This is a genomic window from Yinghuangia seranimata (genome assembly GCF_029953285.1).
Taxonomy (GTDB): Bacteria; Actinomycetota; Actinomycetes; order Streptomycetales; family Streptomycetaceae; genus Yinghuangia; species Yinghuangia seranimata.
Map to the genome: position 1 here is coordinate 58,183 of NZ_JASAOI010000027.1, position 23,753 is coordinate 81,935.

Here is a 23,753-nt window from a genome sequence, read left to right on the forward strand (position 1 = left end):
CTGATGTCGCACGAGTCCCACGAGCTCAACCGCCTCGCCCTGACCGTCCTGCAGCCCGGCTTCGAGGGCCTCACGCCGCCCGACTGGCTGCGCCGGCACCTCGGCGACGGACTCGGCGCCGTCGGCCTGTTCGGGCGCAACATCCACGCGCCCGAGCAGCTCGCGGGCCTGACCGCCGCACTGCGCAAGGAGAAGGAGGACGTCCTCGTCGCCATCGACGAGGAGGGCGGCGACGTCACCCGCCTCGAGGTCGGCACGGGCAGCTCCTGGCCCGGAAACCTCGCGCTCGGCACCGTCGACGACCCCGCGCTCACCCGCGCGGTCGCCGGCGGGCTCGGCCGCGACCTGGCGCGCTGCGGCGTCAACTTCAACTGGGCGCCGGACGCCGACGTCAACTCCAACCCCGACAACCCGGTGATCGGCGTCCGCTCCTTCGGCGCCGACCCCGACCTGGTCGCCCGGCACACCCGCGCGTACGTCGAGGGCCTCCAGGCCACCGGCGTCGCCGCGTGCGTCAAGCACTTCCCCGGGCACGGCGACACCGCGGTGGACTCGCACCTGGGCCTGCCGCGCGTCGACGCGTCCCGCGAACTGCTCGCCACCCGCGAGCTGGTGCCGTTCCGCGCGGCCATCGAGGCGGGCGCCAAGGCCGTCATGTCGGCGCACATCGTGCTGCCCGCGTACGACGACGAGCACCCCGCGACGCTCAGCCGGACGATCCTGACCGGCCTGCTGCGCGAGGAACTCGGCTACGACGGCCTCATCGTCACCGACGGCATCGAGATGGGCGCCATCGCCGACACCTACGGCATCGCCGACGGCACGGTGCGGGCGCTCGCCGCTGGCGCCGACGCGGTGTGCGTGGGCGGCGGCCTGTGCGACGAGGCCACCGTCGTGCTGCTGCGCGACGCCATCGTCGACGCCGTGCGCACCGGCAGGCTCCCCGAGGAACGGCTCGCCGACGCCGCCCGCCGGGTCGGCGAACTCGCCGCCTGGGCACGCTCGGTCGCCGAGTACGGCGGCTCCGGCGGCGACCACGCCGCGGGCCTGGACGCGGCGCGCCGCGCGGTCCGCGTCACCGGCGACCTCCACCCGTTCACCCGGCCCGCGCACGTGCTGGAACTCGCGTCGCAGGCCAACATCGCGGTCGGCGACCGGACCCCTTGGGGCGTCGGCGCGTACCTCGCCCGCCTGCTGCCCGGCACCACGGTGGCGCGTGCCTCGGTCACCACCTTCGGCCTGGTCGACACGCAGCTCGCGGCCGCCGCCGGGCGCCCGCTCGCGGTCGTCGTCCGCGACCTGCACCGCAACGTCCGCGCCGCCGACCTGCTGGCCGGCATCCTCGCGGCACGGCCCGACGCGGTCGTCGTCGAGATGGGCCTGCCGTACGGCGACACCCAGGGCGTCACGCGCGTCGCCACGCACGGCGCCGCGCGCGTGTGCGGCATAGCGGCCGCCGAGGCGCTCACCGGGCGCACCCTGGAACCCCTCTACACCTGAGCACGACCGCAACTACGGAAGGCCCCAAAGAGATGTCTGCGAGCTCCGAAGGTGTGGCCCCGCGGGGCGGGATCATGTCCGCCGAGACGGCGGAGCAGCCGGAGGTCCTGCGCCGGATCCTGACCGAAGGCGCGCCGCGGATCCGCGCGGTCGCCGCCGAGATCGCCGCCCGCAGCCCGCGCTTCGTGCTGCTGACCGCGCGCGGCACCAGCGACAACGCCGCGCTGTACGCGAAGTACCTCGTCGAGGTGCTGCTCGGGAAGCCGGCCGGCCTCACCTCGATGTCGACCACCACCGCGTACGGCGCCGAGCCCGACCTCACCGACTGCCTCGTGATCACGGTCAGCCAGTCCGGCGGGTCGCCCGACCTGGTCGCCTCCACCGAGGCCGCGCGCAAGGCCGGCGCGATCACCCTCGCCGTCACCAACAACGCCGACTCGCCGCTCGCCGCCGTCTCCGAGTTCCACATCGACGTGCTCGCCGGACCCGAGAAGGCACTGCCCGCGACCAAGACCTACACCGCCGAACTGCTGTCCCTCTACCTGCTGGTCGAGGGCCTGCGCGGCGGCGACGGCGCGGCCGCCTCGGAGCTGCCGGAGCTCGCCGCGGGCATCCTGGCCCGGCGGGCCGAGGTCGCCGAGATCGCCCAGCGCTACCGGTTCGCGCAGCGCCTCGTCATCACGTCGCGCGGGTACGGCTACCCGACGGCGCGCGAGGCCGCGTTGAAGATCATGGAGACCAGCTACATCCCGGCCCACCCGTTCTCCGGAGCCGACCTGCTGCACGGCCCGCTGGCGATGATCGACAACGTCAGCCCCGTCATCGCGGTCGTCCCCGACGGCCGCGCCGGCGAGGCGCTCCAGCCCGTCCTCGAACGACTCCGCGGCCGCGGCGCCGACCTGATGGTCGTCGGCCAGGCCGACCAGGTCGAACGCGCCAGCGCGGGCTTCGCCCTCCCGGCGGGCGTCCCCGAGGAGGTCCAGCCGATCCTCGAGATCCTCCCGCTGCAACTCCTCGCCTACGAGATCACCATGGCCCGCGGCCTCGACCCCGACGCCCCCCGCGCCCTCGCCAAGGTCACCGAAACCCACTGACCCGGCGGCCCCCAACCCCGCCGCCACCCCAAGGCCCCGCCCCACGTCCCGGGGGCGGGGCCGCGGCGGGTCCGGAGCCGGGCGCCACGGGGCAAAACACTGGTCAGTTGACGGGCGCGCTCATAAGATGACCGCGCCGCGCTGCGACTCCGCCGCGGCCGTGGGGGATTCGACACGCCTGCGCCTTTTCCGGGCCGAACGGCGACCGCCTGGTGCCCGTGCGACGAGGAAGCACTACTTGACCGCGTTTCTGAAGCGAACCGTGGCCGCCGCGTGCGCGGCCGCGTCCGTATCGTTCGTCCTGCCGGCGCTGACCTCGCCGGCGTACGCCTCCCCGGTGACCGTGACGGCGGCGCCGGGCGTTCCGGCCGTCTTCGCGCCCGCCGTCGTTCCCGCCGCGGTGCCTGCGGCTGCCGCCGCCGGATATGTGAGCCGCCCGGACCTGCCGCGGTTCCACGCCGATACGACCACGCCGGGACGGCCGCACGACGGCGCGCTGTTCACGTCCTTCACGGGGCAGAGTGCAGGCGGAAACGTTCCTGCCATGGTGGTGTACGACAACACCGGCGAGCCGCTGGGGATCCAGTCCGGCGGCACCGGTGCCCGCCCCGTCCGGTACGCGTGGGGCGAGGGCATGGCCGCCTTCACCGCGCCGAACCGGTGGGACATCTACGACGACTGGGGGCACAAAGCCGCGTCCATCCCGGTCGATTCCGTCGCCCCGCACACGGGCGCGTCGATCGCGGTGAACGTCTCCGGCGAGATCGCGGTCGTCAGCGGCACGCAGGAGGTCACGGCCGACCTGCGGCCGTACGGCGGCCCGGAGAACGGCCGGGTCCTCGTCGCCACGGTGAAGAGTGTGGCCGTGCGGACCGGCGAAGTCCTGTGGGAGTGGCGGAGCCTGACTGCCGGTCAGGAATCCTTGCCGGACCAGGGGCCGATCCCCCTGTCGGACAGCTACCGGACCGCCTCCACCCGGACGTTCGACTACCTGGGCCTGAGCAGCGTCGCGTACTCGCGCGACGGTCGCTACGTGTACGTCAGCGCGCGCGGCACCAGCGCCGTCTATCAGCTCGACGCCGCCACCGGGCAGATCGTCGCGACGCTCGGCGGCAAGCACCCCACGCTGACCGGCCCCGCCGACATGCCGACCCCGAACAAGCCGTTCTCCGTGGCCGTGCACGACGACGGGGCGGTCTACGTAGGCGACGTGAACCCGGGGACGGGCACCGCGCGCGGCTTGGTGTACAAGACCGGGACGGACGGTTCGGTCCGACTGCTGAAGTCCGTGGCCCCGGACTCCGCCCCGCAGGTCACAGACACGACCAAGGGCGCCTTCCAGCCCGTGAGTTACGCGGTCTCCTTCGGCGGTACCTACGCGGGCCTGCTGTCCGCGGGCAACTGGTCGGCGGAGTACGACGTCAACGGCCAGCTGGTGTTCACCGCGACGACGCCGCAGGGGGCGTCCCCCACCACCCGCGGTATGTGGCCGAGCAGCGCGTGGAAGACCAGGCCCGACGTGGGGGCGCTGCCCTCCGAGTCGGGCGGCACCGACGTCTACGCGAGCTGGAACGGCACCGACGTGCAGGCCTGGCGCGTCTCCGTCGGCCCCGACGCGGACCACCTGCGCGTCGTGGCGACCACGCCGCGCGCCGGGTTCGAGACGCGGATCGGCGCGTCGTACACGTCCTCGGACGTCGTCACCCGCGTCGAGGCGCTCGGCCGCAGCGGGGAGGTCCTCGGGCGCACCGACCGCGTCGCGCTGGCGCAGGTCGCCCAGGCGTACGCGGCGGCGGGCGGGAGCGAGAAGCTCGGCGCGTTCGTCTCCCGCACCGAGAGCGACGGCGAAGTCAGCGTCAGCTACATGCACGGCACCGTCACCTGGAGGCCCGCCACCGGCGCGCACGCCGTCGCCGGGGTGATCTGGGACTACCTGGCCCGCGGCAACTCGCTCGGCGCGCCCGTGTCCGACGAGTACACGCCGGCGGGATCCACCACGCCGCGCCAGGACTTCGACCGCGGAACGGTCTACGCCCTGCCGGCCGGTGCCGTCACCATGGCCGGCCCCTGGCTGACGCGGTACCGCGAACTCGGCGGCGAGCAGGGCCCCCTGGGGCTGCCCGCGGCCGACGTCAGCTCGGTGCGCGTGCCCGGCGGTGACATGTACGTCCAGAAGTTCCAGAACGGCGCGATCACCGGCACCTACGTCAACAGCACGCAGGAACTGCACGGGATCTGGGGCGACATCTACACCAAGTGGAACGCGGCGGGCGGCGTCACCGGCCCGCTCGGCATGCCGCTCATGGAGGAGAACACGACGTCCGACGGCGGCCGCTACGTGCACTTCTCCAACTACTGGAGCATCTTCTGGTCCCCGGCGACCGGTGCGCACACGGTCGACGCCGACGTCCGCACCAAATGGGCGGAACTGGGCTGGCAGGGCGGCTTCCTCGGCTACCCGGTCACCGACAGCACCGCGTCGGCGGGCGGGCGCGTCGTGCACTTCCAGCGCGGCACGGTCGCCTGGAGCCCGGCGACCGGAGCCCACGAGGTGCACGGCGGCATTCGCGACGTCTGGATGGCGAACGGCGCCGAGCGCGGCGGGCTCGGCTTCCCGCTGGCGGACGAACTGGGCGCGGCCGACGGGGTGGGGCGTTACAACCACTTCTCCGGCGGGGCCTCGATCTTCTGGAGCCCGGCCACCGGCGCGCACATCGTGCAGCGCGGCATCCGCGACAAGTGGGCGGCGCTCGGCTGGCAGGGCGGCGTGCTCGGCTACCCGACGAGCGACGAGCAGTCGACGCCCGCCGGGACCGGTCGCTTCAACACGTTCGAGCGCGGCTCCATCTACTGGACGTCGTGGGGCGGCACCGCGGCGGTGCGTGGCGGAATGCTGAGCACCTGGGCGTCGTTGGGATACGAGAACAGCCGCCTCGGTTACCCGCGCAGCGACGAGTACCGCACGGACGACGGGCGCCAGCGGCAGGACTTCGACGGCGGATGGATCTTCTGGGACCCGCGTAGCCAGAAGACGACCGTCCACTACTACTGAACCACCGGCCGGTCCACGACGGCCCGGAACGGCCTGAACGACGGTGCCACTCAAGGGGGATCGCACATGCGTTACCGGCTCTTCGGGAACACGGGGCTGCGCGTATCGGAGTTGTTCTTCGGGGCGATGACGTTCGGGGACGCGGGGACGGTCGGGGCGGCGCCGGAGGAGTGCCGGCGGATGGTCGACGCGTACGAGGACGCGGGCGGGAATGTGATCGACACCGCCGTCAACTACCGGGGCGGGCAGAGCGAGGAGATCCTCGGCACGGTCCTCGAAGGCCGCCGCGACCGGTTCGTCGTGGCGACCAAGTACACGCTGACGCGCGACGGTTCGGACCCGAACGCGGCGGGCAACCACCGCAAGAACCTCCGCCTTTCGCTGGAGACCAGCCTCAAGCGCCTGCGCACCGACTACATAGACGTCTACTGGGTGCACATCTGGGACCGGCAGACGCCGATCGAGGAGACGATGCGCGCCCTCGACGACGCGGTGCGGGCGGGCAAGGTGCTGTACGTCGGGATCTCGGACGCGCCCGCCTGGGTCGTGTCGCGGGCCAACACGCTGGCCGAGTGGCGGGGTTGGACGCCGTTTGCGGGACTGCAGGTGCCGTACAACCTGCTCAACCGCGACATCGAGCGGGAACTGCTGCCGATGGCCTTCGACTTCGGCATGAGCGTCGCCGCGTGGGGGCCGCTGGCGAGCGGTGTGCTGTCCGGCAAGTTCACCCGCCCCGGCGGCGCCGAGGCCGGCACCCGCGTCGACCCCGGGACGCTCGGCGACCGCGACCATGCGGCCGCCCGTGCCGTGCAGGAGGTCGCCGACGAGCTGGGCGTCACCGCGTCGCAGGTCGCCATCGCGTGGACGCGGGCGCGCTCGCGCGCCGTGCACCCGATCATCGGGGCGCGGACCGTCGAGCAGCTCAAGGACAACCTCGGCGCGGCCGAACTCGACCTGCCGGCCGAGGCGGTCGCCCGACTGGACGGTGCGGTCGACTTCGCGCTGGGGTTCCCGCACGACTTCATGGCCTCGACGCACAACTGGGTCTACGGGGAGACCGCGGGACGGCTCGACGGGCGCGGCTGAATATGGGCCGCGGCGGCGGGCATCCGCGAAGATCACCGGTACGGGGAGACCGGCCGGCGATCGGACGAGGAGCACACATGGCACGCGTGGCGCTGGTGACGGGTGCGAACCGCGGCATCGGCCGCGAAGTGGCGCGGCAGCTGGCGGCACGCGGCGACACGGTGCTGCTGACCGCGCGCACGAAGGACAGCGCGGCGACGGCCGCCGCAGCGCTGTCCGCGGAGGGGCTCGACGTCCACCCGCTCGTGCTCGACGTGACCTCCGACGCCGACGTCGCCCGGGCGGCCGCCGAGGTCGGCGACCGTTTCGGGCGCCTCGACGTGCTGGTCAACAACGCGGCGATCCACTACGACACGTGGCAGCGCGCCGCCGAGGCCGACCTCGCGGTCGTGCACGAGGCGATGGACACCAACCTGTACGGGCCGTGGCGGTGCGTGCAGGCGTTCCTGCCGCTGCTGCGGGCCGGCGGGCACGGCCGGATCGTCAACGTGTCCAGCGCGGCCGCGTCGCTGACCGAGATGGGCGGCGGGACGCCCGCCTACGGGACGTCCAAGGTCGCCCTCAACGCGCTCACCCGCATGCTCGCCGCGGAGCTGCGGCACGACGGGATCCTGGTCAACGCGGTCTGCCCCGGCTGGGTCGCGACCGACATGGGCGGCCCCGGCGGCCGTCCCGTCGCCGAGGGGGCGTCCAGCGTGGTGTGGGCGGCGACGCTGCCGGACGGCGGCCCGACGGGCGGGTTCTTCCAGGACGGCGTGGCCGTGGCCTGGTAGGCGGCGTCGTCGTCGGGGGGAGACGGGGCGACGTCCACGCGGTAGCCGGACGGTGGCCGCCGACTGACGGGCCGGGAGGACCCGCACAGCGGTGGTCGGGATGGTTTGTCACTCTTCCTCCGCATACGGCGGAAGATTTCAGCGGCCGAACACCCGTACGCACTGCCGCCGCCACACCGAATCCAGTCCCGGCCGGGATGAAGAGGAGTGCGGCGCCGCACCCGTGGCGCCGTCACGCCCCGGCCGGACCGCCGGGTACGGGAGACCTCATGAGCGCGCCCGCACCTGCCCCCGCCCCAGCGCCCACCAAGAACCCGGGTCCGAGCACCGCGCCGGCGCCCGCCGCCGAACCGGCTTACGGGCTGCCCCGGAACGCCTTCGAGACCCCCGGCGACCCCAACACCGCCCGCGCGATGGCCGCCCGCGCGTCCGCCGCCGCCGTGGTGTCCGCGGCCGCGGCCCGCGTCGTCGCGGGCACCGGAATGCCGGCCGCCGAACCCGCCGCGCCCCGCTACACCGTCGGACTCGCCCGCGACCTCGCCGAGGTCCGCGCCGCGCAGCTGCTGCGCCACCAGGTGTTCGCCGGCGAACTCGGCGCGCGCCTCGACAGCCTCGAACCGGGCCTCGACGTCGACGAGTTCGACGCGCACTGCGACCACCTCGTGGTGCGCGAGGAGAACACGGGAGCCGTCGTCGGCACCTACCGCCTCCTCCCGCCCGGCCGCGCGGCCGCCCTGGGACGCCGCTACGCCGACGGCGAGTTCGCCCTCGGCGGCCAGAACGTCCTCCACGACGACCTCGTCGAGGTCGGCCGCTCCTGCGTCCACCCCGACCACCGCGAAGGCGCGGTGATCGGCCTCATGTGGGCCGGCATCGCGCGCTACCTCGTCGACAGCGGCCACAACTGGCTCGCCGGATGCTGCTCGGTCCCGCTGAACGACGGCGGCACGCTGGCGGCGGCGGTGTGGGACGAGGTCTCCCGCAAGCACATGGCCCCCGCCGAGTACCGGGTCCGCCCCTACCGCCCCTGGGACCCGACCGGCGCGCCCGCGCCGGAAGGACGCGTGCCGCTGCCGGCACTCCTGCGCGGCTACCTGCGCCTGGGCGCGTGGGTGTGCGGCGAGCCCGCGTACGACCCGGACTTCGAGTGCGCCGACTTCTACGTACTCCTGTCCCTGCGCCGCACCGACGCCCGCTACCTGCGCAGATTCCTCGCCCTGGACTCGGCGTGAGAACGCCGGCGGGCGCGGACAACCTGGACGCCCTGACCCGGCACCCCGACGGGACCGCCTCCGGCGCGGAGTTCGCGACGACGAGTGCCGCGGGCGGGGCGACAGCTGTCGGGGCCGACGCTACCGCCTGCCGCTCGGTGGCCGGGGGTGGCAGGGGAACGGCGCTGCCAGGGTCGCTGAAGCCGCCGCTGCCGGTGCTCGCCGGCGCGGGGCTCGCGGAGGCGAGTGCCGTGGGCGCGGCAGGATCCGACGCGACCACCGTCGTGCCCGGTCCCGTCGGGCACGCGGCCTCGTCCGGGGCGCCCGGTCGTACCGGGTCCGTCTCGGGGGCGCCCGCTGAGAGTGCCAGCGCGATGCCGTCTGCCCGTGCGCATCGCGGCCCCGTCCCGCATGCGGTCGCCGAGTCCGTTGTCGACGTGCACCCCGGGCCGGTGCCTGCCTGGGTTCCGTGTGCGCCGTGCAGCCCTCGGGCCTGTCTCGTCGAGGCTTCCCGGGCCCGCGTGGGGCTTGTGCGGCGCGTTCTGCGGTGTGTGGGCTGTCTGTTCGTGGTCGTCGCGGGTCTGGTCGCGTTGCCTGTCGTGGCGCGGCTGGGTGCGGAGCGTCGGACGCGGCTTGTGCGCGTGTGGGCTCGGGCCGTGCCGCGGGCGCTTGGGGTGCGGGTCAATGTGTCGGGGGAGGTGCGCGAGACCGGCGGGGTGCTGGTCGTCGCGAACCACGTGTCGTGGCTGGACGTCGCCGCCGTGGCGGCCGTGCGTCCGGCGCGGATGGTCGCCAAGCGCGAGGTCGGCGGCTGGCCGGTGCTCGGGCGGTTCGTGGCCCTCGGCGGCACGTTGTTCGTGGCGCGTGACCGGCCTCGTGCCCTGCCGGGCGAAGTCGCCGCACTGGCCGGGACGTTGCGCGGAGGGTCGGCGGTCGCGGTGTTCCCGGAGGGCAGTACGTGGTGCGGCGCCCGCATGGGCGGGTTCCGGCGGGCGGTGTTCCAGGCCGCGTTGGACGCCGACGTGCCGGTGCGGCCTCTGGCCGTCGCCTACCGGGGCGCCGACGGCGAACCGGCCCACGTGGCGGCCTTCGTGGGCGACGACACCCTCGGGGCGTCGGTGTGGCGCGTCGCGGGCGCGCGTGGACTCTCCGTCGAGGTGCGGGTGCTGCCGGCCATCCCGGCGGGCGCCCACCAGGACCGCCGTGGTCTCGCCCGCGCCGCCGAGCACGCGGTGCGGGCGGCCGTTCCCGGCGCCGAGCACCCGCTCTGACCCGGGATCCCCACCCACGCCGACCCGTTCGTCGGCCGGACCCGCGCCCGCGGAAACCGCCGGAACGCGACAGGCGCCGGACCCCGGTGGTCCGGCGCCTGTCGGCGTGCACTCCGGTGCGGTGGCAGCCGCTTCGGAGGGTGGCGGTGAGGGCCTTACAGTGCGGCTGAGGGCCGCCCGCCACGTTTTCGGTGGGCGCCGGGTCAGGCCCCCAAGGTCGCGGCCGCCGCCGCTGCAGGCGCCGTGTCAGCCGCTGCGGTGAAGACCGTCTCGCCCGCCACCCAGGTCTGACGAACGTTCAGTTCATCGTCCCACCACACCAGGTCGGCGGCCGCACCGGGCGCGATGCGGCCCAGGTCGGCGCGGCCGAGCGCGTCGGCGGGGACGGTCGAACCGCACGTGACGACTTCGGCCAGACCGTGGCCGAGGGCGACGAGGTTGCGGACCGCCTGGTCCAGCGTGAGCGCGGATCCGGCGATGGTGCCGTCCGGGTTGCGGGGGACGTCGCCCTCCGCCAGCGTCACGTCGACGTCGCCGAGCCGGTAGCGGCCGGGCGGCATGCCGGCGGCGGCCATGGCGTCGGTCACGAGCGCCGTGCGCTTGCCGGCGATCCGCAGGACGAGCGAGCACACGGCGGGCACGACGTGGTGCAGGTCGGCGATGAGCCCGGGGGTGAGCCGCGGGTCGGTCAGCGCGGCGCCGACGACGCCCGGCTCGCGGTGGCCGAGGCCGCGCATGGCGTTGAACAGGTGGGTGACGAGCGTCGCGCCCGCGTCGGCGGCGGCGCCCACCTCGGCGGCGGTGGCGTCGCTGTGGCCGATCGACACCTTGATGCCGGCCTCGACGAGGCGCCGCACGGCCTCGGTGCCGCCGGGGAGTTCGGGGGCGAGCGTCACGAGCGCGAGGACGCCGCGGACGGCGGGGTCGCCCAGCAGCCGGTCGACGAGCTCCGGCGCGGGCTCGAGCAGGTGTTCCTTGGGGTGGGTGCCGCCTTTGGCGGGGGACAGGAACGGGCCTTCGAGGTGCACGCCGAGCACCCGGGCGACGGGCTCGGCGGCCAGCGTCGCCCGGGTGGTGTGGGCCCGGGCCAGGGCGGCGACCAGGGTGTCCATGGCTCCGGTGATGAACGTCGGCAGGAACGCCGTGACGCCGGTCCCGGCGAGGCGGCCCGCGACCGTGCGCCACTCGTCGGGCGTGGAGGCCACGAAGTCGACGCCGAACGCGCCGTTGACCTGCAGGTCGATGAGCCCCGGGGTGAGCACGCCGGACGGCAGCGCGAGGTGGTCCGGCGCGGGCGGCGGCACGGTGTCCTCGACGCGCACCACGAGGCCGTCCTCGACCACGACCGCGCCGGGACCGACGATGCGGCCGCCGACGAGCAGCCGGGGCGCCGAGATGGTGGCCACGCGCGCGGTCCTTCCCTCAAAGGTGCCGCTACCCCGGCGGGTGCGACGTCCGCCGGGGTAGCGCCTCCTGGATCAGAGCAACGCGGACCATTGTGGTTCAGACCAATCCCAGATGTCTAGACCAATCGCGCAGGATGGCCGGGAGGCCCGCGCCACACCGTTCGCGGGCATGCTTGAGGCGCAGGTCGGCGCGCCGCGGCGGGCCCACCAACCGCAGCGTCGGGGGAGGAGGACGGCCTCGCGGACGAGCGAGTCGGCGACCTCACATGGCCGCGTCCGCCGGCACCTCTAGTGGCCGGGCCACGTCCGCGTCCGATCACACGGCCGCGTCGGCCAGCGTCTCCAGTGCCCGCGCGACGTCCGCGTCCGTCAGGTCGGCGCGGGCCGCGAGGCGTAGGCGGGAGATACCGTCCGGGACGGACGGCGGGCGGAAGCAGCCCACGCGCACGCCCGCGTCGCACGCCCGCCGGTCGGCGTCCGGGCTCACCGCACGGATCCGCAGGATCAGGTCCGCGGCACGGCGCCGCCGGGGCGCGGCACGGCGCCGCCTGCGGTGTGCCGGCCATGTCGCGGGCGAAGTCCTCCCGCTCCTCGGCGGTCTCGCGGACGGACCGGCCGGCGACATCAGGTGCGTCGCGTTCCGGTCCCTCGGCGCGCTCGCGCCTCGGGGGTGCGGGGGGCCTCCTCCGCGGATCAGGACCACGGCATCGGCCGATCCGCTCCGCCCGTCAGCCGACGGAGTCGGCCAGCACCTCCAGTGCCCGCGCGACGTCCCCGTCCGTCAGGTCCGCGCGGGCCGCGAGCCGCAGGCGGGAGATGCCGTCCGGGACGGACGGCGGGCGGAAGCAGCCCACGCGCACGCCCGCGTCGGCGCACCGCTGCGAGGCCGCGAAGGCCGCGTCGGGTTCGCCGATCAGGACCGAGGCGACGGCGCCCGCCGGGTGCGTCGCGCGCAGGCCGAGCGCCCGGGCCCCGTCGGCGAGCTGGGTCGCGCGCAGGCGCACCGCGTCGGCCAGCTCCGGGCGTTCGCGCAGCATCCGCAGGCTCTCCAGCGCCGCGGCGACGCTCACCGGCGCGAGGCCCGTGTCGAAGATGAACGTCCGCGCCGTGTCGATCAGGTGGTCGACGACCCGCCGCGGCCCGACGACCGCGCCGCCCTGCGAGCCCATCGCCTTGGACAGCGTCACCGTCTGCAGCACGTGGTCGGCGCCCGCCAGGCCCGCCTCGTGCACCGCGCCGCGGCCGCCCGCGCCGACGACGCCGAGGCCGTGCGCCTCGTCCACGAGCAGGACCGCGTTGTAGCGCCGTACGACGGCCGCCAGCGCGGCGAGCGGGGCGACGTCCCCGTCGACCGAGAACACCGCGTCCACGACCACCAGGGCGCGTTCCTCGGCCCGGTTCGCGAGGACCTCGGCGACCGCGTCGACGTCGCAGTGCGGCGTGATCGCGGTCCGCGCCCGCGACAGCCGGCACGCGTCGACGATCGACGCGTGGTTGATCGCGTCCGACACGACCAGGTCGCCGCGCCCGACGAGCGCCGTGATCGCGCCGAGGTTCGCCAGGTAGCCCGACGAGAACACCAGCGCGGCCTCGGCCTCCAGGTGTTCCGCGAGCTCGTCCTCCAGCGCCGCGTGCAGTTCGGTGGAGCCGGTCACCAGCCGCGACCCGGTCGACCCCGCGCCCCACTCCGCGACCGCCGCGGCCGCCGCGGCCAGCACGCGCGGGTGGCGGGCGAGGCCCAGGTAGTCGTTTCCGGCCAGGTCGAGGACGCCCGGCTCGTCGGCCGGACGCGGCCGCACGCGGCGCCGCAGGCCCGCCGCGATCCGCTCCTTCTCGCGCAGGTCCAGCCAGTCCAGCGGGTGCCCGCCGGCCGCCGCGGACGACGCGTGCGGCGCCCCGGCGGGGGAGGGGTTCTCGGACACACCCTGGGACATATCGACCTCCGAACGTTCGGCCCGGGAGGCGGTGGCGCGCCCGCCCGGCGGCCCCCGGTCGGCGCCGGGTGCTCAGGGCATCCTTACAGAGGCCCGCACACACCCCGGGGTTACGCTTCGCGTGTGCGCTCCATGAACAACCTCGTCCGCAACTACGGGAACCTGCCGCCGGCCGACCTCGAGTGGCTCCACCTGCTGGTTTCCGAGTGGCAGCTGCTCGCGGACCTGTCGTTCGCGGACCTGGTCCTGTGGGTGCCGACGAGCGACGACCGCTACGTCGCGGTCGCGCAGATGCGGCCCAACACCGGCGCCACCTCGCACCAGGACGACCTGGTCGGCGACCTGGTCTCCCGCGGCGACCGCCCGATGCTCGACGCCGCCCTCGACGAGGGCCGCATCGTCCGCGAGGGCGACCCCGAGTGGCGCGACGACGTCCCCGTGCGCGTCGAGGCCATCCCGGTGCGCCGCGACGGCCGGGTCATCGGCGTCATCGCCCGCAACACCAACCTGCTGACCGCGCGCACGCCGAGCCGGCTCGAGCTCACGTACCTGCAGAGCGCCGCCGACCTGGCGCAAATGATCGCCTCGGGGTTCTTCCCGTACAAGGGCGAGCAGGTCGACATGGACGCCTCTCCGCGCGTCGGCGACGGCCTGATCCGGCTCGACTCCGAGGGCTTCGTGCAGTACGCGAGCCCCAACGCGCTGTCCGCGTACCACCGCCTCGGCCTGAACACCGACCTCGTCGGCTGCCACCTCGGCCGCACCACCGCCGAGATCGCGCCCACCGAAGGCCCCGTCGACGAGGCCATCTCCGCGGTCGCGAGCGGATGGGCGCCGCGCGAGACCGAGGTGGAGACGGCCGCCGCGGTCGTCCAACTGCGCGCCATCCCGCTCAAGCCGCGCGGGGCCCGGATCGGCGCGATCGTGCTGCTGCGCGACGTCACCGAACTGCGCCGCCGCGAACGGGAACTGATCACCAAGGACGCCACCATCCGGGAGATCCACCACCGGGTGAAGAACAACCTGCAGACCGTCGCGGCGCTGCTGCGCCTCCAGGCCCGGCGGATGGACTCGCCGCAGGCCAGGGCCGCGCTCGAGGAGGCGGTGCGCCGGGTCGGCTCGATCGCGATCGTGCACGAGACGCTGTCGCAGACGCTCGACGAGCGGGTCGACTTCGACGAGATCGCGGACCGCGTGCTGAGCATGGTCACCGAGGTCGCGGCGTCCGCGGTCCGGGTGCGGACCGCGCGGCACGGCTCGTTCGGCGAGCTCATCGCCGAGACGGCGACGCCGCTCGCGATGGTGCTGACGGAACTGCTGCAGAACGCCCTGGAGCACGCGTTCGACACGCACTCCGGCAGCCTGGAGATCACCGCGGTACGCGAACAGGGCGACGCCGAACGGCTGGTCATCACCGTCACCGACGACGGGGCCGGACTCCCGGAGGGGTTCGACCCGCAGTTGTCCGGAAACCTCGGGCTGCAGATCGTCCGCACCCTGGTCGGCAGCGAGTTGGGCGGCCGCTTCGACATGGCGCAGCGCGACGGCGGCGGCACCGTCGTGACGCTCGACTTCCCGGTCCGCCGCTCGACGCGGGGCTGATCCGGCTGCTCCCGGCGGCGCGCGGCCGGCCCCGCTCGTCGGGCCCCGGGCAACGCGAACGCCCGGTCGCACAAAGGCGACCGGGCGCGGAAACGGCAACACCCCGGTGTCGGTCGCGATGACCGTCCGGGGCGTTGCCGAGGTTCTGTTGGTGCCGTGGAGATCCGGAAGCGGGGGGATCAGGCAGAGGCGCGTGCGCGGTTGCGCGCGGCACGGCGCTTGAGCGCGCGGCGCTCGTCTTCGCTCATCCCACCCCAGACGCCCGCGTCCTGGCCGGACTCAAGGGCCCACTGCAGGCACGACTCCATGACGGGGCAGCGACGGCAGACAGCCTTCGCCTCCTCGATCTGCAGCAGCGCCGGACCGGTGTTACCGATCGGGAAGAACAGCTCCGGGTCTTCGTCACGGCAGGCGGCACGGTGGCGCCAGTCCATGCGGTCCAACTCCTCGTTCAGCGGGCGGAGCTTGTGGCCCCACCTAGTGTCGGCTTGTGAATGTGAACGCTTTCACGAATCCCCCAACAACGTAAGGGCCGACATTGTCGGTCCCCAGGTTTGGTGGTGGAGTCGAGCGGAGAGAATCCAGCCTTTGGGGCTTCTCCCTGCCGCCACGTAGAGCCTGACAAACCTCGGCTCTGGACACAACCCCTCTTGCGAAGGATTTTTTGAATCATCGGTGTCGGGTAGGTCACACCGCTACTTCGAAGGAGTGAACGGCTTTCTACGTTCGACTGAAAGGCGTAGAGGCCCTTCCGCTCACACAATCACACGCAGTGCTCGCGGAACGCCCCTGAAGGTCACACTGCGATGTTCCCCCAGGTGGTCGCCGTCCACCTGAAGCGACACAGCCTCCTCAGCCCCAAGAGTGAACGTCGCGCAGTCGTGCAGCGACACCACGTGACGTCCGTGCGGTGCGTTCCCCGACGAACCCAGCATCCGGCTGAGATGCCGGAGGGTGGGCAGCGTCGACATACGGGTCAGACCGAACAGGTCCAAGCCGGTGTCGAACGACGCGTCAGGGCAGGCGGTAACCGGGCGAGCGCCCAGATACGTCCAGGGATTCGTGTTCTGGACTATGCCGAGGCACAGTCCGGGAACCGGCTCTCGGCCGGGTACCTCCAGTGTGAGGGGACCGGACCTCCGCGTGCCACCACTTCGGTAAAACCTGCGCAGAGCGGACCGCACGTAGAGCGCCGACGTCGAGCGCTTCCCGTCCGCGCGGTGCTCCTCCACCCGCGCCACGACCTCGGCGTCGAAGCCGAAGCCCGCGCAGAAGAGGAACCAGCGGTCGTCCGCCATGCCCAGGCCGATCTCGCGGGTGCGGCGGGTGCGCAGCGCGTCGAGCAGGACGCCGGTGGCCTCGACCGGGTCGTTCGGCATGCCGAGCGCGCGGGCGAACACGTTGGTGCTGCCGCCCGGGACGACCGCGACGGCCGGCAGGTCGGGGGAGGGGCCGTCGGCGAGCACACCGTTCGCCACCTCGTTGACCGTGCCGTCGCCGCCGAGCGCGATCACCACGTCGACGCCGTCCGCGACGGCCGCGCGGGCCAGCTCGGTCGCGTGCCCGCGGTGCCCGGTGACCGCCACGTCGAGCTTCAGGTCGCTGGCGAGCGCGTGCGCCAGAACGTCGCGGGTCCGCTCGCTGGTGGTCGTCGCCTTGGGGTTCACGACGAGAAGGGCACGCATGTACGCAAGAGTAACCTCGCGCCCACCTGGGCCGACGCGGTGGAGGGGCGACCGGCCCCGTGCCTGTCGGGGTCGTGGTCCGAGGCGGCCGCGCGGCCGGTCTACCCTCGTGGGGTGATGACTGACGCCGCTCCCGCCCCCGTGGGCTTCCGTTCCCTGCCTGTCGCTTTCCGCGCCGCGACCGGGATCGTCGCGCTGGAGACCGCCGTCGGCCTCGGCTTCTCCCTCTACATCCTGCTCGCCAGCGTGTTCGGGCACCCGGTGCACCGGGACAAGGGCATCAGCGAGGGCGCGTACCTCCTGGTGCTCGGGCTCGGCATGCTCGCGACGACGATCGGCATGCTGCGCGGTCGGCGCTGGAGCCGGTCGCCGGCGATCACGTTCAACCTCATCGTGGTCGGTGTCGGCTACTGGATGATCAGCGGCAGCGGGCGCTGGGCGCTCGGCGCCGTGATCGTCCTGCTCGGCGTCGGCGCGATCGGCGTCCTCGTGCGGCCGAGCCTGTACCAGGCCCTCGAAGAGCACCACCGGCGGCAGCGAGCCGAGCGGGGCTGACCGGCCCGGCGGAAGAACGGCACAACGGGGAGGGCCCCGGAGGAACTGCTTCCTCCGGGGCCCTCCCCGTTGTGCCGTGTGTCCGTGACTCCGCGGTCTACTCTTCGACCAGCAGGCGCTCGCGCAGCTGCGCCAGCGTGCGCGCGAGCAGGCGCGAGACGTGCATCTGCGAGATGCCGACCTCCTGCGCGATCTGCGACTGCGTCATGTTCCCGAAGAAACGCAGCAGCAGGATCCGCTTCTCGCGCGGCGGCAGCTGCTCCAGCAGCGGCTTGAGCGACTCCCGGTACTCGACGCCCTCCAGCGCCTCGTCCTCGGAGCCCAGCGTGTCCGCGACTGCGGGCGACTCGTCGTCCGTGTCCGGGACGTCGAGCGACAGCGTGCTGTACGCGTTCGCCGACTCCAGGCCCTCGAGCACCTCCTCCTCGGAGATGCCCAGCTGCACCGCCAGCTCGGCGACCGTCGGCGAGCGGCCGTTGCGCTGCGACAGCTCGGCCGTCGCGGCGGTCAGCGCGAGCCGCAGCTCCTGCAGGCGGCGCGGCACGCGCACCGCCCAGCCCTTGTCGCGGAAGTGCCGCTTGATCTCGCCGACGATGGTCGGTGTCGCGTACGTCGAGAACTCCACGCCGCGGTCCGGGTCGAACCGGTCCACCGACTTGATCAGCCCGATCGTCGCGACCTGCACCAGGTCGTCGAGCGGCTCGCCGCGGTTGCGGAACCGGCGCGCGAGGTGCTCGACCAGCGGCAGGTGCATCTCGACCAGCCGGTCGCGGATCAGCCGCCGGTCGGGATCGTCTGGCGGCAGCTTCGCGAGCTGGGCGAACATGCCCTTCGCGAGCTCCCGGTCGTGGTGCGAGTGGCCGGAGCCGGGCTGCCTGCGGCGGCCCGGCACGGTCGAGTCGGGACTGTCCTGCGGCGGGACGGTCTCGTCCTGCGCCGTCACACTCGTCTCACTGGCCATGTCCTCGGCCTCCCGGGCCTCGCCCTCCGGGGGTTCCGCGCCCCGGTGGTCACTCGCGCGCTCGGTGCTCACGGCGCCCCCGGCCCGCCACCGCGCTTCTTGTGGAGGCTGATGCTCACGACGTCGTTCTCGTCCACGGTCGCGTCGACCTCGCCCGCGAGGGCGGACAACACGGTCCACGCGAACGTGTCACGCGCAGGGGTGTGCCCGTCGGTCGTCGGCGCCGAGACGGTGATCTGCAAGGCGTCACCGACGAGGTGGAACACACAGGAGAGGACGCTCCCCGGGACGGCCTGCCCCAGCAGCATCGCGCACGCCTCGTCCACGGCGATACGCAGATCTTCGATCTCGTCCAGTGTGAAATCCAGCCGCGCCGCCAGGCCGGCCGTGGCGGTACGAAGAACCGAGAGGTACGCCCCCGCGGCGGGCAACCGGACCTCGACGAAGTCCTGCTGGCCGGCGCCGGCTTCGTCCGCCGTGTGTGCGGATCGCTGGGACACCCTCACCTCCAAGGTGCTGCGTAGGTGGTCACACCTGTGACCACGACCGATGACGGAGACCGTGTTGACGCTACCGCGCGGACCCCCGACCCGTCTCCGCCACCACTCTTCCAGGGAGCTCGATTGTGCTCTCCTCTGGCATCCCGTCTCGACCCGCAGGCGCTCCGCCGCATCGCTTATGCGTACGACAGTACGTCACCGCATGTGATTTGGCGAGTACGCAGTGTACCTGGTTCGCCGGGAACCGCGCGGCGGACACCCTGAAAGGGTGAAAGTCGTCCACACGACAGAAACCAGGCAAGACCCAGGGATGTCAAGGCTGTTGACCCGAAAGGGTGATTCAGGAGTGATGTCCGGGCGCCCACCCCACCACTTTCGCGCCCCGGCGCGGCCTTCCAGCCCTCGGAGACGCCCGCGATTAACCTGCCCGGGTGACCCCGACGCCGGAAAATCCCGTCCTTCTCTCCACCGCCGCACTGGAAAATTCTGCCGTGGTGGCCAACCGCACGATGAACCGGGGACGGGGCCTTTCCGGCGTGAACAGCTACACCCGAGAACTGCACGTCGACCTGCCCGCGCTCCTGCGCGCCGCCACCCCCGCACACCCCGCCGCCTGGCTGGATCTGTGCTGCGGCTCCGGCCGAGCCCTCGTCGAAGCCGCCTCGCTCCCGCCCCTCGCCGCCCCACCCGCATCGCCCCATGCCGGGAACACGGATCTTGACCCGCCCCGGTTCGATTTCACGGGCGTCGACCTCGTCGACTTCTACGTCCCCGCGCCGTGGCCCCGCGGCGTACGGTTCGCGACCGCGCCGGTCGCGGAGTGGTCGCCTCCGGAAGGCGCGCGATACGACCTGATCACCTGTGTGCACGGGCTGCACTACGTCGGAGACCGCCTCGGCCTGCTGGCCCGCGCCGCGACCTGGCTCGCCCCCGAGGGTGTGCTCGCCGCCAACCTCGACGTCAACGGGATACGCCTGGTGGGCGGCGCCTCCGCGGCGAGGCGTGCGGCGGCCGCGCTGCGGGCGGCCGGGTTCGTCTACGACGCGCGCCGGAAGCTGGTGACCCGCCGCGGCCCGCTCGGCGCTTCCGGCGTCGCCGCGCTGGGCCGCCTCCGCTACGTCGGTGCCGACGACCAGGCCGGACCCAACTACACCGGGCAGCCGGCGGTGGACGCGTACTACTCGCTCGCGGGGTGAGTCGGTTCGGTGTGCTGGATCAGGTCCCAGCGGTTGCCGTACAGGTCGACGAAGACGGCGACGGTGCCGTAGGGCTCGTGGCGGGGGTCTTCGGCGAAGGTCACGCCGGCGGCGGTCATGCGGGCGTGGTCGGCGGCGAAGTCGTCGGTGAACAGGAGGAGGCCCACCCGGCCGCCGGTCTGGTCGCCGACGCGGTCGCGCTGGCGGTCGCCGTCGGCGCGGGCCAGGAGGAGGCCGGTCTCGTGCGCGCCGCGTGGGCGGACGACGACCCAGCGCTTTCCGTTGCCGAGCGGGGTGTCCTCGACGAGGTCGAATCCGACCGGGCCGGTGTAGAACGCGATCGCTTCGTCGTAGTCGTGGACGAGGATCGCGGTGAGTCCCAGGTGTGCCATGCGGCGATCATCCCGCGGCGGGGTGGGTATGGTGCGGGTCACATCGGGGGTGGCGATGAGTTCTCGGGCTCGCGGCGGTCCAAGACCGTGAGACATCGACGCGAGCGCACTCCACGAGTGGACAAGGAGACGGCCATGGCCGACGCACCCAAGGGTCCCGCCAGCTACTTCCCTTCCATCGAGAAGAAGTACGGCCGGCCGATCGCCGAGTGGATCGAGCTGATCCAGGCCTCGCCGCTGGAGAAGCACATGGAGCAGGTCGCCTGGCTCAAGTCGGAGTACGGGCTGGGCCACGGCCACGCCAACGCCCTGGTCGCCCACGTCCGTTCGCTGCCCGCCGCCGGGTGACCCGGTCGGCGCGACCGGCCCGCGGAAGACGACGACCGCACCCGGGCGGGCCCGGGTGCGGTCGCTTGCGTCAGTGACGAGGCGTCACGCGGCCTTCTTGGTCTCCCAGAAGATCGCGTCGATCTGCGCGATCAGGTCGAGGAGCGCCTGGCCGGTGGCAGGGTCGTTCGAGCCCTTGGTGCCACCCGCGCCGGCCGCCTTGATGGCGTCGTTGAACAGGGTGTGCAGGTTCGGGTAGGCCTCGAAGTGCGGGGCCTTGAAGTAGTCGCTCCACAGCACCGACAGGTGGTGCTTGACGAGCTCGGAGCGCTGCTCCTTGATCTCGATCGCGCGGGCGCGGAACGCCGCGTCCTCGTTGCCCTGGTACTTCTCCTGGATGGCCTTGACCGACTCGGCCTCGATACGGGCCTGAGCGGGGTCGTAGACACCGCAGGGGAGGTCGCAGTGCGCCTCGGCCGTCACCGTGCTCGCGAACAGGCGAGAGAACATGTGAGTCCTTTCTGTGATCGTCTTCCCACGGGGGACCCTACTCCGGCGCGGGGTGCTTTTTCCGGGCGGGCCGGGGGTCGGGCGCCGGTGTGTCCGTGGGGGGTTCGGGCGGAACCGGTACGTTGTGCGCATGGGTGACACCCCGAAGGCGCGGCGTCTGCGGCCGCCGTGGCTGCTCGCGGACATCGCGGGACCTTCGATGCTGCCCAACCTCTACGACGGCGAGCAGGTCCTCGCGTGGCCCTACGCGCGCGTCCGCCCGGGTGATGTCGTGGTGGTCCGGCGGCCCGACCGGCCCGAGGTGGTCATGGTCAAGCGGGTCCGCGAGCGGGTGGCCGACGGCTGGTGGCTGCTGGGCGACAACCCGTACCGCAGCATCGACAGCCGGGAGTTCGGCCCGGTGGCCGACCATCTCGTGATGGGCCGGGCGGCGTTCGTGCGCCGCCGCGGCGGCGCCGGGACAGGCGCGGAAGGCGCGTCCCGGGGGCGCGCACGGTGGCGCAGGATCGGTGCGGACAACCCGTTCGAGGGATGACGGGGCGTCAGTCCGCGGCGCGCGCCTTGCGGCGGGCGCGGAAGACGGCGACGTTGGCACGCGTCGAGCACCGGTCGCTGCAGTAGCGGCGCGAGCGGTTCGCGGAGGCGTCGACGTATACGTTGCGGCACGGCGCCGCCTCGCACACCCCCAGCCGGTCCGGGCCCAGCGAGGTCAGCTGCACCGCCAGCCCCATCCCGGCGACCGCCGCGTACGACTCGGCCGCGCCGGACTGGTCGTCGGCCAGGTGGATGTGCCACGGCCGCCCGTCGTGGCCGGTCACGCGCGGGTGCACCGGGTACTCGGCGAGCAGCCCGTTCAGCGTTGCCACCGCGTCCTCGGCGCGGCCCTCGGCGGCGTCCGTGAAGACGGCCCGGAGCCGGGCGCGCACCGCGCGCAGCCGGGGTACGTCCGATTCGGTGACCCTGCCGGGCGGCCGCCCGACCGCCTCGAGCAGCCGCGCGATGTCCGCCGTGCTGCGGAGCTCGTCGGTGCCGCGCGCGGGCTCTTCGGTGTTGACCAGACGGACCGCGTAGTCGGCGTACGCGGACAGTTCCACGGTCCGGCCTCCCAGGTGTGGCGGTGGTTACACCGAGCCTACCGCCGGTGGCAGTACGGTGATCCCCCACAAGGGCGGTGCGCGTACACCAACGGTCCATCCCGCCTACCGGGCTGCGGCATCGCCCCGACGTACCACCGTCCGGGGGTTGTGGAAAGCTAGATGTCACGGGTGACCCCCGTACCCTCGTCGGATCGCGTGCGCGACAAGCGGCGCCGGCGACGACGAGGCAGGCAGCATCCCGCCGTGCCCGACGAACGACACCCCCAGGCCCCCAACCCCTGGTCGTGCCGTCCTTCGGCACAGGAGCTGCACCACCAAATCGCGACGTTGACAAAGGGGTCACTGTGGCAGCGGAGATCATCCCCACCGAGAGCACTTCACCCGACGAGCTGGACCCGGCGTTCGCCCTGCACCGCGGCGGCAAGCTCGAGGTCCGGTCGACCGTCCCGGTGCGCAACAAGGACGACCTGTCGCTGGCGTACACGCCGGGCGTGGCCCGCGTGTGCACGGCGATCGCCGAGAACCCCGACCTGGTGAACGACTACACGTGGGTGTCGAACACCGTCGCGGTCGTCACCGACGGCACCGCCGTGCTGGGCCTGGGCGACATCGGTCCGAAGGCGTCCCTGCCGGTCATGGAGGGCAAGGCGCTGCTGTTCAAGCAGTTCGGCGGCGTCGACGCCGTGCCGATCGCGCTCGACTGCACCGACGTCGACGACCTCGTCGAGACGGTGGCCCGGCTGGCCCCGTCCTTCGGCGGCATCAACCTGGAGGACATCTCCGCGCCGCGCTGCTTCGAGGTGGAACGCCGCCTCCAGGAGCGCCTGGACATCCCGGTCTTCCACGACGACCAGCACGGCACCGCGATCGTCGCGCTCGCCGCGCTGCGCAACGCCGCGACGGTCACCGGCCGCGAGCTGAAGGACCTGCGCGCGGTCATCTCGGGCGCGGGAGCGGCCGGCATCGCGATCGCCAAGATCCTCATCGAGGCCGGCATCGGCGACCTGTGCGTCGTCGACTCGCGCGGCATCGTGCACGAGGGCCGCGAGGACCTCACGAGCGTCAAGCGCATGATCGCCGAACTGACCAACAAGGCGCGCCTCCAGGGCGGCATCGAGGTCGCGATGGAGGGCGCCGACGTGTTCCTCGGCGTCTCGGCCGGCAAGGTGCCGGAGGACGTCGTGGCGACGATGGCGCCGAACGCGATCATCTTCGCGATGGCCAACCCGGACCCGGAGATCATGCCGGAGGTCGCCGCCAAGTACGCCGCGGTCGTGGCGACCGGGCGCAGCGACTACCCGAACCAGATCAACAACGTCCTGGCGTTCCCCGGCGTGTTCGCCGGCGCGCTGTCCGTGCGCGCGACCCGCGTCACCGAGGGCATGAAGGTTGCCGCGGCCGAAGCCCTCGCGGCCGTCGTCGCCGACGAGCTCTCGGCGGACAAGGTCATCCCGAGCCCGTTCGACGACCGCGTCGCGCCCGCCGTGACGAAGGCCGTCGCGGCGGCCGCCCGGCGCGACGGCGTCGCCCGGATCTGACGCTGTACGGCGGTGGGCCGGGCCCCCCGGGGGGCGGGCCCCCCCGGTTGGGCCCCCCCCGGC

At 73.3% G+C, this 23,753-nt stretch carries 23 protein-coding genes; 13 read left to right on the forward strand and 10 right to left on the reverse strand.

Features of this window, described 5'->3' with window-relative positions:
- The first annotated feature begins 3 nt into the window (after positions 1–3).
- The 7 genes from QI554_RS18215 to QI554_RS18245 all read left to right on the forward strand — a co-directional run bounded on the left by QI554_RS18215 (position 4) and on the right by QI554_RS18245 (position 9,987).
- Positions 4–1,500, forward strand: coding sequence for a glycoside hydrolase family 3 protein (locus QI554_RS18215; protein WP_281471096.1), 1,497 nt, complete (start codon positions 4–6; stop codon positions 1,498–1,500).
- Positions 1,501–1,532: 32 nt separating this feature from the next.
- The gene (locus QI554_RS18220; RefSeq protein ID WP_281471097.1) at positions 1,533–2,594 is read left to right on the forward strand and encodes an SIS domain-containing protein; all 1,062 of its coding nucleotides are present in this window, start codon (positions 1,533–1,535) and stop codon (positions 2,592–2,594) included.
- A 238-nt stretch (positions 2,595–2,832) separates the two neighbouring features.
- Positions 2,833–5,646 (forward strand): arylsulfotransferase family protein, encoded by a 2,814-nt coding sequence (locus QI554_RS18225; protein ID WP_281471098.1) that lies wholly within the window; start codon positions 2,833–2,835, stop codon positions 5,644–5,646.
- Positions 5,647–5,712: 66 nt separating this feature from the next.
- A complete protein-coding gene (locus QI554_RS18230) occupies positions 5,713–6,732 on the forward strand; it encodes an aldo/keto reductase (RefSeq protein WP_281471099.1) in 1,020 nt (339 codons plus the stop codon).
- A gap of 77 nt (positions 6,733–6,809) precedes the next feature.
- A complete protein-coding gene (locus QI554_RS18235) occupies positions 6,810–7,505 on the forward strand; it encodes an SDR family oxidoreductase (protein WP_281471100.1) in 696 nt (231 codons plus the stop codon).
- A gap of 482 nt (positions 7,506–7,987) precedes the next feature.
- The gene (locus QI554_RS18240; protein WP_281471120.1) at positions 7,988–8,737 is read left to right on the forward strand and encodes a GNAT family N-acetyltransferase; all 750 of its coding nucleotides are present in this window, start codon (positions 7,988–7,990) and stop codon (positions 8,735–8,737) included.
- Between the two features lie 677 nt (positions 8,738–9,414).
- Positions 9,415–9,987, forward strand: coding sequence for a lysophospholipid acyltransferase family protein (locus tag QI554_RS18245; protein ID WP_281471101.1), 573 nt, complete (start codon positions 9,415–9,417; stop codon positions 9,985–9,987).
- A gap of 203 nt (positions 9,988–10,190) precedes the next feature.
- Here the strand turns inward: QI554_RS18245 and nagA are convergent, their stop codons facing one another.
- From nagA to QI554_RS18260, 3 genes are all read right to left on the reverse strand, one after another.
- Entirely contained in the window at positions 10,191–11,393 is a 1,203-nt protein-coding gene (nagA, locus tag QI554_RS18250) for an N-acetylglucosamine-6-phosphate deacetylase (RefSeq protein ID WP_281471102.1), read from the reverse strand.
- A 316-nt stretch (positions 11,394–11,709) separates the two neighbouring features.
- Positions 11,710–11,880: a hypothetical protein gene (locus QI554_RS18255; RefSeq protein WP_425528004.1), complete on the reverse strand. Its 171-nt coding sequence runs from the start codon at positions 11,878–11,880 to the stop codon at positions 11,710–11,712.
- 241 nt (positions 11,881–12,121) lie between these two features.
- The gene (locus tag QI554_RS18260) at positions 12,122–13,327 is read right to left on the reverse strand and encodes an 8-amino-7-oxononanoate synthase (RefSeq protein ID WP_425528005.1); all 1,206 of its coding nucleotides are present in this window, start codon (positions 13,325–13,327) and stop codon (positions 12,122–12,124) included.
- A gap of 132 nt (positions 13,328–13,459) precedes the next feature.
- Between QI554_RS18260 and QI554_RS18265 the strand changes: the two genes are divergently transcribed.
- Complete coding sequence (locus QI554_RS18265; RefSeq protein ID WP_281471121.1) at positions 13,460–14,929, forward strand: sensor histidine kinase; 1,470 nt, start codon at positions 13,460–13,462, stop codon at positions 14,927–14,929.
- Positions 14,930–15,108: 179 nt separating this feature from the next.
- On the opposite strand, the gene QI554_RS18270 is transcribed toward QI554_RS18265, so the two are convergent.
- Both QI554_RS18270 and QI554_RS18275 read right to left on the reverse strand, forming a co-directional pair.
- Positions 15,109–15,363, reverse strand: a complete 255-nt coding sequence (locus tag QI554_RS18270; protein ID WP_281471104.1) for a WhiB family transcriptional regulator — start codon at positions 15,361–15,363, stop codon at positions 15,109–15,111.
- A gap of 321 nt (positions 15,364–15,684) precedes the next feature.
- A complete protein-coding gene (locus QI554_RS18275; RefSeq protein ID WP_281471105.1) occupies positions 15,685–16,614 on the reverse strand; it encodes a diacylglycerol/lipid kinase family protein in 930 nt (309 codons plus the stop codon).
- 117 nt (positions 16,615–16,731) lie between these two features.
- On the opposite strand from QI554_RS18275, the gene QI554_RS18280 reads away from it, so the two are divergent.
- Positions 16,732–17,169: a hypothetical protein gene (locus tag QI554_RS18280; RefSeq protein WP_281471106.1), complete on the forward strand. Its 438-nt coding sequence runs from the start codon at positions 16,732–16,734 to the stop codon at positions 17,167–17,169.
- 97 nt (positions 17,170–17,266) lie between these two features.
- On the opposite strand, the gene QI554_RS18285 is transcribed toward QI554_RS18280, so the two are convergent.
- Both QI554_RS18285 and QI554_RS18290 read right to left on the reverse strand, forming a co-directional pair.
- The gene (locus tag QI554_RS18285; protein WP_281471107.1) at positions 17,267–18,310 is read right to left on the reverse strand and encodes an RNA polymerase sigma factor SigF; all 1,044 of its coding nucleotides are present in this window, start codon (positions 18,308–18,310) and stop codon (positions 17,267–17,269) included.
- Complete coding sequence (locus QI554_RS18290) at positions 18,199–18,642, reverse strand: ATP-binding protein (protein ID WP_425528006.1); 444 nt, start codon at positions 18,640–18,642, stop codon at positions 18,199–18,201. The genes QI554_RS18285 and QI554_RS18290 overlap by 112 nt, the downstream gene beginning before the upstream one ends.
- Before the next feature lie 524 nt (positions 18,643–19,166).
- Between QI554_RS18290 and QI554_RS18295 the strand changes: the two genes are divergently transcribed.
- Complete coding sequence (locus QI554_RS18295; protein WP_281471109.1) at positions 19,167–19,826, forward strand: methyltransferase domain-containing protein; 660 nt, start codon at positions 19,167–19,169, stop codon at positions 19,824–19,826.
- Here the strand turns inward: QI554_RS18295 and QI554_RS18300 are convergent.
- Positions 19,808–20,218 carry a VOC family protein gene (locus QI554_RS18300; protein WP_281471110.1) on the reverse strand — a complete coding sequence of 137 codons (411 nt, stop codon included), beginning with the start codon at positions 20,216–20,218 and terminating at the stop codon, positions 19,808–19,810. The genes QI554_RS18295 and QI554_RS18300 overlap by 19 nt on opposite strands.
- A gap of 135 nt (positions 20,219–20,353) precedes the next feature.
- Between QI554_RS18300 and QI554_RS18305 the strand changes: the two genes are divergently transcribed.
- Complete coding sequence (locus QI554_RS18305) at positions 20,354–20,566, forward strand: DUF4287 domain-containing protein (RefSeq protein WP_281471111.1); 213 nt, start codon at positions 20,354–20,356, stop codon at positions 20,564–20,566.
- Between the two features lie 84 nt (positions 20,567–20,650).
- Here the strand turns inward: QI554_RS18305 and sodN are convergent, their stop codons facing one another.
- Complete coding sequence (gene sodN / locus QI554_RS18310; RefSeq protein ID WP_281471112.1) at positions 20,651–21,055, reverse strand: superoxide dismutase, Ni; 405 nt, start codon at positions 21,053–21,055, stop codon at positions 20,651–20,653.
- A 130-nt stretch (positions 21,056–21,185) separates the two neighbouring features.
- Here sodN and sodX point away from each other — a divergent pair, with 130 nt between their 5' ends.
- Positions 21,186–21,590: a nickel-type superoxide dismutase maturation protease gene (sodX, locus tag QI554_RS18315; RefSeq protein WP_281471113.1), complete on the forward strand. Its 405-nt coding sequence runs from the start codon at positions 21,186–21,188 to the stop codon at positions 21,588–21,590.
- Positions 21,591–21,597: 7 nt separating this feature from the next.
- Here sodX and QI554_RS18320 read toward each other — a convergent pair whose 3' ends face one another.
- Positions 21,598–22,149: a CGNR zinc finger domain-containing protein gene (locus QI554_RS18320; RefSeq protein WP_281471114.1), complete on the reverse strand. Its 552-nt coding sequence runs from the start codon at positions 22,147–22,149 to the stop codon at positions 21,598–21,600.
- 347 nt (positions 22,150–22,496) lie between these two features.
- Here QI554_RS18320 and QI554_RS18325 point away from each other — a divergent pair, with 347 nt between their 5' ends.
- Positions 22,497–23,690, forward strand: coding sequence for an NAD(P)-dependent malic enzyme (locus QI554_RS18325; RefSeq protein WP_281471115.1), 1,194 nt, complete (start codon positions 22,497–22,499; stop codon positions 23,688–23,690).
- The last annotated feature ends 63 nt before the right edge of the window (positions 23,691–23,753 follow it).

Coding starts and splice junctions, on each gene's coding strand:
- QI554_RS18215 (WP_281471096.1), top strand. CDS start 4: ATGTCGCACGAGTCCCACGAGCTCAACCGCCTCGCCCTGACCGTCCTG.
- QI554_RS18220 (WP_281471097.1), top strand. CDS start 1,533: ATGTCTGCGAGCTCCGAAGGTGTGGCCCCGCGGGGCGGGATCATGTCC.
- QI554_RS18230 (WP_281471099.1), top strand. CDS start 5,713: ATGCGTTACCGGCTCTTCGGGAACACGGGGCTGCGCGTATCGGAGTTG.
- QI554_RS18235 (WP_281471100.1), top strand. CDS start 6,810: ATGGCACGCGTGGCGCTGGTGACGGGTGCGAACCGCGGCATCGGCCGC.
- QI554_RS18240 (WP_281471120.1), top strand. CDS start 7,988: ATGCCGGCCGCCGAACCCGCCGCGCCCCGCTACACCGTCGGACTCGCC.
- QI554_RS18260 (WP_425528005.1), bottom strand. CDS start 13,327: ATGTCCCAGGGTGTGTCCGAGAACCCCTCCCCCGCCGGGGCGCCGCAC.
- QI554_RS18265 (WP_281471121.1), top strand. CDS start 13,460: ATGAACAACCTCGTCCGCAACTACGGGAACCTGCCGCCGGCCGACCTC.
- QI554_RS18270 (WP_281471104.1), bottom strand. CDS start 15,363: ATGGACTGGCGCCACCGTGCCGCCTGCCGTGACGAAGACCCGGAGCTG.
- QI554_RS18275 (WP_281471105.1), bottom strand. CDS start 16,614: ATGCGTGCCCTTCTCGTCGTGAACCCCAAGGCGACGACCACCAGCGAG.
- QI554_RS18280 (WP_281471106.1), top strand. CDS start 16,732: ATGACTGACGCCGCTCCCGCCCCCGTGGGCTTCCGTTCCCTGCCTGTC.
- QI554_RS18300 (WP_281471110.1), bottom strand. CDS start 20,218: ATGGCACACCTGGGACTCACCGCGATCCTCGTCCACGACTACGACGAA.
- QI554_RS18305 (WP_281471111.1), top strand. CDS start 20,354: ATGGCCGACGCACCCAAGGGTCCCGCCAGCTACTTCCCTTCCATCGAG.
- sodN (WP_281471112.1), bottom strand. CDS start 21,055: ATGTTCTCTCGCCTGTTCGCGAGCACGGTGACGGCCGAGGCGCACTGC.
- sodX (WP_281471113.1), top strand. CDS start 21,186: ATGGGTGACACCCCGAAGGCGCGGCGTCTGCGGCCGCCGTGGCTGCTC.